We start from the raw sequence: 12,799 nt of genomic DNA on the forward strand, positions 1-12,799 counted from the left end.
TCTTTACCGCGGTCTTTAACGAAAATCATTTGTTGCATGGGTAGAGACAGCATACATTTCATCGATGATTTTCTGTAAGATCATGCGGACTATGCTTGCATTCCCCTCAATCATTTCAGGGTCAAGCAACTCTTCATGGGTTCCCACCGCTTGATATTGCATATGATTTCCATGAGTTGCCTGTTTCCATGACCAAGAAGATTCTACTGTCGAGCCCACTTTCTGAGAATCGGATGCTAGTAATTCATGGATATTGGCTTGAACCATCCCCTCATTAACAAGCTGATTCCGATATCTAGCGTACGAATAGATTCTATTTGTATAGGAAGGCGTCACAAGATGCTTGTACTGTTCAGGTGTGTCTTCTAAGAGAGTAGCGATTTCCTGTAAGGCGTCCTCTTTTGAAGAGTCAGAATCCCCACTTCTGATAATGGAATCTAGCATGATAATATCTTTTACTTCGTAGCCTCTTGACTCCATTGCTTTTGCCACTTCAAATGCCAAATTACCACCTATTGAATAACCTAGGAACACGTACGGTTGATGTCCCTGTACATCAGTGAGGAGTTTGACATATTGCTCCATTAATTCCTCGTCATTTGTATATTCCTCAATAAAATCCATACCATACAATACGCACTGGTGTTCAAGTAATTTTGCCATTTCGATGTATGCCATGCCATACCCGATTGCTGGCGGGAAGCAGAACACATGTAAGCGTCCATGCTCGTTTAATTTTGTGATTGGTTTACTCTTATTTTTTGTAAACATAGATCGTACTATTTCTTCGGCCATCGCGCCTACAGTTGGCATCTCGAACACTACACGTATAGGGATCTCGACCCGAATATCTGTGTAGATTTTCCTGATTAATTCAAGTACATGTAAAGAATGCCCACCCAATTCAAAGAAGTTGTCATTCTTACCAATTTTAGAAACACCCAATACCTCCTGCCAAATAGTAGCCAATTGTACCTCCGTTGGTGTCTGTGGAGCGATGTACTCCACTCCTAGATGAATATGACCTTCTGGAGTCGGGAGTGCATTTCGATTCATTTTGCCGTTTGGAGTCAATGGCATCTGTTCAAGCTGGATAAAAAACGATGGAATCATATAAGTAGGTAAATCTTGTGACAGCGAATTTCTGATTTCACCTACTGTAAGCTGTTGATTTGCCACAAAATAAGCACACAACTGCTTCTGTCCCGCTTGCTCCTCTCTTGCAATAACTACCGCTTCCTGAACAGAAGGAATTTGTAGGAGTAGCGCTTCAATTTCTCCAAGCTCAATGCGATAACCTCGAATTTTTACCTGGTGATCCATTCGTCCCAGATACTCAATGGTTCCATCAGGGAGCCATTTTGCTAAATCTCCTGTGCGATACATTTTTTCCCCGGTTATAAATGGATTCTCTACGAATTTTTCGGTTGTTAGCTCAGGACGATTCCAGTAGCCTTTTGCCAATCCTTCTCCTGCAATGCACAGTTCACCTGCTATCCCGATCGGTTGGAGGTGGTTTTCATCGCTTAAAATATAGAAGGAAGTGTTTACAAGCGGTTTACCAATTGTTATCGGTTCTCCGTCTATCAGTTCTCCCACCGATGACCACACCGTTGTTTCAGTTGGGCCGTACATATTATACAGGCGTGCCTGGGTGGTCTCGTGCAGGGCTTTGATCAGGGAAGCGGGCAGTGCTTCTCCACCGAGCATAATTTCTTGTAATCCCTGTAGGCAGTGAATGTGCTCCGAGGATAACAGCATTTGCATCCGAGAAGGCGTCATTTGGATCATGTCCACCTGCTGTTTTTCAATCACATCACATAATGCTCTCGGGTCAGTTTGCTGAAGGCTACTTGCTAAAATTACCCTTACACCTTTACACAGCGGCAGTAGAGTCTCTAACACAAAAATATCAAATGAGATCGTCGTCACGGAAAGAAGTGTTTTTGCTTGGGTAAAGTCGATCTGATCGGTTATGCCTTGTAATAGGTTTACGACTGCACGCTGTAAAATCATGACGCCTTTTGGCTTACCTGTTGAGCCTGATGTATAAATAACATAGGCTAAATCAGTAGGTCCACTAATAGGTTCAAGGTTAGATTGCTCATGCTGATCATCCGCAGACTCTTCATCCATAAGGATCAAGCTTCCTGCAAAAGCTATCCTCTCCTGTAAATGACTCTGTGTCACTACCCAATTCGCTTTCGAATCTTCCAGCATGTAGCGAATCCGTTCGTCCGGATAATCTGGGTCAATTGGAACATAGGCGGCTCCAGCTTTCAAAATCCCCATTAACCCAATCATCATGTCTAAGGAACGGTCCACCATAATTCCAACTAACTGATTGGCTCCCACACCTTCGGATCGCAGGATTCGAGCCAGTTGATTTGCTTGCTCGTTTAATTCCCGGTAGGTGAGCTGTTCATTTTCGTAAACGACAGCTATCTGCTCAGGGGTACGTTCCACTTGACTCTCAAACAATTGATAAATGGTTTTCTCTCTTGGATAATCTCCTGCTGTATCATTAAAGGTGTGCAGTAGCAACTCTTTCTCTTGCGCAGTAGCAATCTCAATGGTAGACAGCTTTACGGTTGGATCAGCCACTATGCTGTCAATGACCTGTAGGAACTGCTCTGACATTCGCTTGATAGTGTCACGCTTAAACAATGAGGTAGCAAACTCGAAAGTACACACAATGTTTTTATCATCTTCATTTGCATATAAGCTTAGATCAAATTTAGAGACATTATGCTCTCCTTCAAATGGTCTGAGCTGTAACCCTTCGATGGTCTGATTACCTTGCTCCACGTTTTGTAAGGCAAACATTGTATCAAACAGCGGATTGCGACTAAAATCGCGAGCTACCTGTAATTTTTCTACTAGCTCTTCAAACGGATATTCCTGATTTTCATAGGCTTGTAGTGCATGCTCTTTAACTTCTCTGACATATTCGTAGAATGTTTTTGTTGCCATTGGCTGAGTACGAATCGCTAGTGTATTAATAAATATACCAATTAGGCTTTCAATATCTGCATGCGGTCTTCCCGCTATTGGAGTTCCTACAATAATATCCTCTTGTCCACTGCTTTTACCCAACAAGGTGGTATATGCAGCCAATAAGACCATAAACAAGGTGGAACCTGTTTGTGCAGCAATTTGTCGGAGTCCTTCACTTCTTCGTTGATCGATGACAAATTCAAGGATATCCCCCTGATAGCTTTGCAAAGCAGGTCTTGGATAGTCCGTTGGCAAATTCAGAACCGGAATTTCATTTCCATGAATGTTCAGCCAGTATGCTTCTTGTTTTCGGATGCGTTCGCTTTGCACTTCTTCCTGTTGCCATACGGCGTAATCCTTATATTGAATTCGGAGCGGTTCTAGTTCCTCGCCGGTGTATAACTGAACCAAATCTTGAAGCAAAATACTTAATGAAGCCGCATCAGAAATGATGTGATGCGTGTCAAACATTAAAACATGTCGATCTGTTTCAAGTTCAATCAAGCCTACCCGTAAAAGTGGAGCTTTTGCAAGATCAAACTCACGCACAAATGCTTGAACGATGCTAGCTATCTCTTCCTCTTTTGCCAGCGTGTATTCAATCTCAAATGTCACATCACGATAAATCTGTTGGACTGGTTCCCCACTTATCATCGTAAAGCCTGTTCGTAAGGTCTCATGACGATTGATTACCTTCTGGAATGCATCTTCAAGAGTTTTCCGATGAAGCTGTCCCTCTACCACTAGGACTGTTGGCATGTTATAACTGAGCCCTCCACCCTCAATCTGATTTAAAATATATAATCGTTTTTGAGCAGAGGATACCGGATAAAACTCTCTGTCGAAAATGACAGGAATTGAGAAATGCGCCACGTGATCAATCTCAGATACTCGTTTGGCCATCTGTTCGATCGTAGGATATGCAAAGACATCTCGCAAAGGAAGATTCACTCCCATTTCTTTATGCATCTTGGCAACGAGAGTCGTAGCTCGCAAGGAATGTCCACCACTATCGAAGAAGTTATCTCTCACCCCGATATCAGTAATTCCTAGAACTTCCTGCCAAATACCAGCGATCTGCACTTCCCACTGTGTCTGTGGCGCTACGTATTCCACTCCTGTTTGCAGGTTTCCTTTTGGTACAGGTAATGCTTTACGATCAATCTTTCCATTTGGTGTTAAAGGCATTTGCTCCAACTGGACAAAGTAGGAAGGAATCATATAGCCAGGCAGCTTTTGCAGCAATGTGCTTCTTACATCGCTTACAAGTACTGGTTGATCCGCTACAATATATGCGCATAAATGCTGTAGCCCAGCATGGTCTTCCTGTGCGATTACCACTGCTTCTTCAATCTCTTTTAAATTCCTTATCTGTTCTTCTATTTCTCCAAGTTCAATGCGATAGCCCCTCACCTTTACCTGATGATCGATTCGACCTAGATACTCAATGGTTCCATCAGGTAACCACTTCGCTAAATCACCCGTTTTATACATTTTACTTCCTGGTAGGAATGGATTTTCGATAAACTTGTCCATCGTTAGTTCGGGACGATTCCAGTATCCTCTTGCAAGTCCCAAACCAGCAATGCACAGCTCCCCAGCTACTCCTACTGGTTGAAGATGACCTTCCATACTCAAGATATAAAATTGTGTATTCGTTATTGGTTTGCCAATTGTAATAGGCTGGCCCGCTGTCACTGATCCAATTGATGACCATACGGTTGTTTCAGTCGGACCATACATATTAAACAAGCGTGCCGGTGTATGCTCATGTAGCGCATTGACTAAGGAAATAGGAAGCGCTTCGCCACCAAGCATAATTTCTTGGACATGCTGCAATTCTTTAAACGGCTCTGTACTATCTACTGAAGATAACAGCATCTGCATGCGAGAAGGCGTCATTTGGATCATATCGATTTTTTGCTCAGAAATGACGTTTCGTAAGGCCTGTGAATCCGTCTGTTGAATTTCGCTAGCCATTACTACTCGTATCCCTTTACTAAGCGAAAGGAGCGTTTCTAGCACGAAGATATCAAATGAAATGGTAGTAACAGAAAGAAGAGATTTGCCTTCTGCAAAGTCAATCCGATCCGTTATGCCATGTATCAGGTTGACAACCGCCTGATGAGTAATCATAACGCCCTTAGGCTTCCCCGTCGATCCTGATGTGTAGATGACATAGGCTAAATCAAGCGGGCTGCTTCCTGGTACAAGATTAGATGCATCCTCCTGATAAGAAGCCTCTTCCTCTATTACGATACCTTTTCCCTGATATCCATCGAAGCTAATCTGATCCTGCAAATGACCGTGTACAACTACGAACGTAACCCCCGCATCCTCTAGCATATAGCGAATGCGATCTTCTGGATATCCTGGATCAATTGATACGTAAGCTCCACCAGCCTTCAGGATGCCTAACAGTCCAACTAACATGTCAAGAGAACGCTCCACCAAAATACCGACTAGTTGATTCGAGCTTATCCCTTCTGCTCGCAGTGTTCTAGCCAGTTGATTTGCTCGTTCATTTAACTCACGGTACGTCAGTTGTTCACCCTCATAAACGACTGCTGCTTGATCTGGTGTACGTTCGACCTGCATCTCAAATAATTGGTGAATGGTCTTGTCTGCTACATCCTGCATTGCTGTATTGTTAAATGTTTCGAGAATCAACTTCTTCTCATCCGTTGTCAGCATCTCGATGGCTGACAGCTTCGCATGCGGTTCACTTACAAGTCCATCTACCAATTGGATAAAGTGCTTCGCCATACGCTCAATCGTTTCTCGTTTGAATAGTCTTGTCGCATATTCAAAGCTACACAGGACTGTATCTGTATCCTCCATCGCATGTAAGGTCAAATCAAACTTGGATATGGTTTGTTCACTTGCATATGATGAAATGCGTAAGCCCTCTAGCTCCTGCTCTTTCTTTTCTAGATTTTGCAGGACGAGCATTGTATCAAACAATGGATTACGACTCATATCCCGATTTACATCGAGCTTGTCTACCAGCTCTTCGAATAAATAGTCTTGATTCTCATATGCCTTCAAGGAAGCTTCTTTGACTTCCTGTAGATATTCGTAGAATGTTTTTTCACCAGCTGGATAGTTACGTATCGCAAGCGTGTTTATAAATATACCAATCATATTTTCTAAATCTGGATGAGGTCTTCCTGCTATCGGGGTTCCAACAATAATATCCTCTTGTCCACTATATTTACTCAGTAGAGTCGTATATACAGCCAATAACACCATATACAGCGTAGAACCGGTTTGGGCTGCGATTTGCCTTAATCCATCACTGCTTTTTTGGTCAAGCACAAATTCAAACGTACTTCCCTCAAAGCTTTTCATAGCTGGACGGGCATAATCGACTGGCAAGTTGAGTACGGGAATCTCTCCCTGGAAAACTTCAAGCCAATAGGCTTCTTGTCGCTTGATTGCCTCGCGGTGAACGCCTTCTCGTTGCCAGACTGCATAATCCCTATATTGAATACGAAGCGAAGATAACTCTCCCCCCGTATACAGGCTGATAAATTCTTGCATCAAAATCCCTGTGGAAACACCATCTGAAATAATATGGTGCATGTCTAGCATTAGAACATGGCTATCTTTTTCTATCTTAATAAGCCCAACACGGAGTAATGGAGCTTGCTCAAGGTTGAACGGACGGACAAAGCCTTGGATAATGGCTTCGAGCTCTTCCCTACTGGCTTCAGTATATTCGATAGAAAAATCTACATTTGGGTGTACTCGTTGCATCGTTTCTCCGTTTACCAGCTCAAAACTAGTTCGTAAGATTTCATGACGCGAAATCAGCTTCTGGAAGACTATTTCTAAACGTTCTTGATCGAGCTCTCCATCTATCCTTACCACGTTCGGCATATTATAACTAATTTCTCCACCAATTAATTGACTTAAAATATACAATCGCTTCTGGGCTGAAGAAACCGGATAGAATTCTCTCTCTTCAATAATGGGAATGGAAGTATAGGCAATTTTTTCTCTTCCTATTAATACTTCTGCCATTTGTTCAATAGTCGGATTTTGGAAAACATCCCGTAGCGGTAGGTTTTGATTTAATTCTTTATAAATTCTGGAAACCAAATGAGTAGCTCGCAGGGAATGACCACCAATATCAAAGAAATGATCCTTCACCCCGATCATGGAAAGACCAAGAACCTCTTGCCAAATCTGCACAAGCTTCGATTCCATCCATGTACGTGGCGGCACGTATTCTGCTCCTGTTTGGATAGTGCCATCCTCTGGGGCAGGTAAAGACTTTCGATCGAGCTTTCCATTTGGTGTATGCGTGATTTTGTCTACCTGTATGAAATAAGACGGTACCATGTAACTAGGAAGCTGATGGGCCAGTCTGCTTTTTAGCTCACTAATCATCAATTGCTTTTCCGATACAATATATGCGCATAAGTGCTGTAGTCCAGCATGGTCTTCCCGAGCGATTACCACTGCTTCTTGGACCTCTTCCATGCTTACGATCCGTGCTTCTATTTCTCCTAGCTCAATCCGATATCCTCGGATTTTAACCTGATCATCTGTTCTTCCCGCATATTCCATATTTCCATCTGGCAACCATCGTGCAAGGTCCCCGGTTCGATACATTCTTTCCCCAGGCCTAAAGGGATTTTCTATAAATTTTTCCGCGGTTAGCTCGGGGCGATTTAAATACCCTCTGGCAACCCCATCCCCTGCAATGTACATTTCTCCAATAGAGCCGATTGGCACTGGACGCAGAGCTTTATCTAATACATAAATCCTTACATTGTCCGCTGGTACACCAATTGGTACAGAGTCCTGAGAAATATGATTCGGATCAAATGTATAGAGCATGCAGCCTACTACGGTTTCGGTAGGTCCATATTCATTCATAATTTGGACATTCCCACCAAAATTACGATGGATTTTGCTAGCCAGTTGCGTGTGTAGGGTTTCGCCGCCGACAATAAATCTTTTCATGTTACTGTTCGTGCCATCGTAGTCTTCTATTAATTTAAGATGGGTAGGTGTTAGCTTGATGATCCCAACCTTATTGTCTGCAAGGATGTCCAAAATGACCTGTACCTTGTCTTCTCCTCTATAAATATAGATCGTATTTCCAGAAATCAGAGGAGTATAAATGGACGTGACAGTCAAATCAAACGAAATAGACGAATAAAGCGGGAAATGAACGGTCTCATTTTGCACATACACCTTTTTAGCCCACCAAATATAATTGACAAGCCCCTGATGAGTGATCATAGCTCCCTTCGGCTTTCCAGTCGAGCCTGAAGTATAAATGATATATGCTAGATCATTCATGTTGTTTACGTGTTCAAGATTAGTGGTATTTCCCTGATAGATCTCTTGATTGTCTAGGTAAAGAATCTTTTTGTTATAAGTAAGTTTTTCAGAGAATTTTTGCTGCGTGAGCAAAATAGTTGTTTGACTATCCTCTAGCAAGTACTGAATTCGATCTTCTGGGTAGTCTGGATCAATCGGTACATAAGCCCCCCCAGCCTTTAAGATACCGAGCAATCCAACCATCATATCCAATGAATGCTCCATCAAAATACCGACTAGCTGATCTGAGCCTATTCCTTCTGCTCGCAGTGTTCGTGCTACTTGATTGGCTCGCTCATTTAACTCACGGTATGTCAGATGTTCACCTTCATAAACAACAGCTACCTGATCTGGTGTGCGTTCTACCTGCATCTCGAATAATTGGTGAATGGTTTGTTCCTCTACACCCTCTACTGTCGTATTGTTAAACGTTTCGAGAATCAACGTCTTCTCATCTGTTGTCATCATCTCGTTGGTCGACAGCTTCGCATGCGGATCACTTACAAGTCCATCTATCAATTGGATAAAGTGCTTTGCCATACGCTCGATGGTTTCTCGTTTGAATAGTGTTGTCGCATATTCAAAACTACATAGAAGCGTATCCGCATCCTCCATCGCATGTAGAGTTAAATCGAACTTGGAAATCGTATGCTCACTTACATATGGTGTGATGCGTAACTGCTCTAAGTCCTGCTCCTGATTTTCTAAATTTTGCAGGACAAGCATCGTATCAAACAATGGGTTACGACTCATATCCCGGTTTACATCTAGCTTATCTACCAGCTCTTCGAATAAATAATCTTGATTCTCATATGCCTTCAAGGAAGCTTCTTTCACTTCCTGTAGGTATTCATAGAATGTTTTTTCACCCACAGGATAGTTGCGGATTGCGAGAGTGTTTACAAACATACCAATCATGCTTTCCAAATCAGCATGGGGTCTTCCCGCAATCGGTGTTCCAACAATAATATCCTCTTGTCCACTATATTTACTCAGCAGGGTTGTATAGACCGCCAATAGCACCATGTACAACGTAGAACCGGTTTGTGCTGCAAGCTGCTTTAGGTCCTCACTTGTGTGTTTGCCGATTCTAAATTCCAACAGACCTCCGTCAAAGCTTCTAATAGCAGGCCGAGTCAAATCAGTAGGCAATTGAAGGACAGGCAGTTCTTTTGAAAATACTTGTAGCCAATAATTTTCTTGTTGCTGATACCACTCACTTTTCATCTGCTGCTGTTGCCAAGAAGCGTAGTCCTTGTACTGGATTCGTTGTATAGGCAATACCTCTCCCTGATACAAGCTGGCAAACTCTTGAATAAGAACATTCATAGAGGTTCCATCAGAGATGATATGGTGCATGTCAAACAATAAGACATGGCGATCATAGGCTAACTGGATGAGTCCTACACGCAACAATGGAGCGCTTTGCAAATCAAACATTCTTGTAAAATCACGAATGATTCCTTCCGCCTCTTCTTCATTGGTAACCTGTACATATTCCAAGGCGAAAGGAACCTCTTTATGTACGCGTTGAATTGGTTCACCGCCTACTAGCTCAAAGCTGGTTCGTAAAATTTCATGACGCGCAATGAGTTGCTGAAACGTTTTTTCTATACGTTCTCGATCGATCTCTCCATCCAACAACATAGCATTCGGCATATTATAGCTGATTTCCCCACCTGCTAGCTGACTTAGGATATAGAGTCGTTTCTGAGCGGATGAGACGGGGTAATAAGGTTGTTCCTCAATATTGGGTATAACAGAATAAGCTGTTTGCTCGATATTCTCAATGAGCTGAGCCAGTTGTTCGATCGTCGGATGTGAAAACACATCTCTTAGCTGGATATTCTTTTGTAGCTCCTTCTGAATCGTAGACACCAGAGCTGTTGCTCGTAAGGAATGTCCGCCTCTTTCAAAAAAGTTGTCTTTTATTCCAATCTTAGATAGCCCTAAAATCCCCTTCCAAATTTCCGCTAATTTTTCTTCCAGCAAGGTGCCGGGGGCTACATATTCTTCAATTGGCATTGTCTCCTCAACAGATGGGAGCATTTTTTTATCAATCTTTCCGTTCGGAGTAAGCGGCATTTGGTCAAGGGGTATGCAATAATCAGGAACCATATATTCAGGTAATTTATCAGACAGATTTTTGAGTAATTCTCCTGGTTGAATAGACTCTTTTCCCACGTAATAGGCGGCTAAATATTTATTTCCTTCCTTTATTCCATCCACCACAATGGCTTCGTTGACCTCTGGGAATGCTAAAAGAGCATTTTCAATTTCTCCTAGCTCAATACGGAATCCTCTGATTTTTACCTGCTTATCTATCCGATCTAAAAAATCAATATTTCCATCTGGCAGCATCTTGACTAAATCGCCTGTACGATACATGGGTGTACCTGGCACAAATGGATTATCAACAAATTTTTCTACATTTAACTCTTCTCTATTGAGATATCCAGTCGATAAGCCCTCTCCTGCGATGCACAATTCACCCGGAACCCCAATCGGTCTAAGATGATTGAATTGATCCACTACGTACACCAATGTATTGGCTAGAGGTTTCCCAATCGGAACTGTTGCGACATCTTCATCAAAAGAAGTATTAATGGGATAGAAGGTGGTAAATACCGTACTCTCGGTAGGACCATAGACATGAATGAGTCGTTCTGGCCCCAAATAATGGAATGCCTTGCGGATATGAGTAACAGATGCACGCTCTCCCCCAAATAAAACCTTGCGGACATTTGTAAAGCATGTCAGCTGATTGTCAACAAGCGTATTGAAGAAGGCAGTAGGTATAAAGAAGATCGTTACATTCTGTTGCTCGATTACGCTACTAAGCTTAGTAAGGTCAAGCATATCTGTTTTTTTCATGAGGATCAGCCTTGCCCCATTTAACAAAGCGCCGTAGATGTCAAAAATAGAACCGTCAAATACATAATTAGAAAGCTGTAATAAGGTATCGTCTTCTTTTATTTCGATGTAATTGGTTTTGAGTACCACTCTTGTAGCACTGAAGTGTCTGATTTGCGTGCCTTTAGGTGTTCCAGTCGATCCAGAAGTATATATGACATAAGCCACATCAGTTGCTTCTGCTACTGGCTCTACGTTAGAACGGTCTTCACTGTAAGCCTCTGAATCATCTAGGAGTACGCACGTTCCCGCGAAATCTGCTCGATGCCGTATGTGACTTTGTGTAACAAATACTTTTGCTCCTGAATCCTCCAGCATATAACGAATCCGATCATTCGGATATTCTGGATCAATCGGTACATAGGCTCCCCCCGCTTTTAAAATCGCGAAAATTCCGATGATCATTTCTAAGGAGCGTTCAACCATGAGCCCGACTAATTGCCCTTTAGTGACTCCTTGGTTTCGTAGCGTTCTTGCTAGTTGATTAGCCTTTTCATTTAACTCTTGATAAGTTAGTTGCTCATCATGTAATACAACCGCTACTTGATTTGGTGTACGCTCTACCTGTTCCTCAAACAACTGTTGAATGGTTTTCTCTCTGGGATAGGCGGTAGCCGTGTTATTAAACGTACGCAGAAGCTGTTCCTGCTCTTTTTCTGATAACAGTTCAACCTGTTCTAGTGAAAGGTCTAGATCAAATAAGACAATGGATAAAATGTGAGATAAGTGCCTGCTGACTTGGTTAATCAGCTCTTGATCATAACGATTTTCGTTATAAATGGTGTTTAATTGAAGAGAGCCATTTTCCAGACCAAATTGAAAATGGATGTCATAAACAGCATGTTCCTCGAAATCTAGTGTATGGAGCTCCTTTAACGACACGATCGTATTAATGATCGGGACTCGATTCGAATCGTAATGTACATTCAGAGTATCAATAAAATTCCAAAAAGGAAGACTCTGATGTTTCATTGCTTCACTAATGGAGGATTTGATTTGGTTTAATAAGGATTTAAAAGTATTCTTGCTATGTACTTCATTTTTTAAAATGATGAGCTGATTTGAAAGTGGTTGTTGCGCATCAGGTGAAGTACGAAATCCTGGGACACCCACAATGATGGTTTCTTGGCTCGTATATTTGGACAACAAGCTTTCTAAACCAGCTAATAAAATCATAAAGATAGCGATATGTGACCCGCCTGCAATGGAACTGATTCTTTCGAAAATCTGAGGCGGCAATGTACTGGAAATGCTTTGGTAGCTGTCGGTATTTCTATGAATAGAGGAAGTTCTGTTATACGGGAGAATTACGATTTGATCATCGGCATCAAACTTACTGCTCCAAAAAGCTTTTTCTTTTTCAAATAGAGCTTTCAATTACATCACTCCAAGTTTTTAGTCACATTTGAACGCTAAACAATAGCGAGGTGTCTTCTATTGCATCCACACCTCTAATCGAATTGACATCTAGAAAAATGAATGAGTGCAAAAATGAAGGGTGAGCGTGTGCAATGGAACCCGCCCAAAACACACGCTCGTAAAGCTTTTTTTC

The 12,799-nt window shown here is 42.1% G+C and carries 1 protein-coding gene; it reads right to left on the bottom strand.

Annotated elements, in window-relative coordinates:
- Positions 1-15 precede the first annotated feature (15 nt).
- Positions 16-12,624, bottom strand: a complete 12,609-nt coding sequence (locus BRLA_RS12435; protein ID WP_051876119.1) for a non-ribosomal peptide synthetase — start codon at positions 12,622-12,624, stop codon at positions 16-18.
- Positions 12,625-12,799: the final 175 nt, after the last annotated feature.

It is taken from the genome of Brevibacillus laterosporus LMG 15441 (assembly GCF_000219535.2).
GTDB lineage: Bacteria > Bacillota > Bacilli > Brevibacillales > Brevibacillaceae > Brevibacillus_B > Brevibacillus_B halotolerans.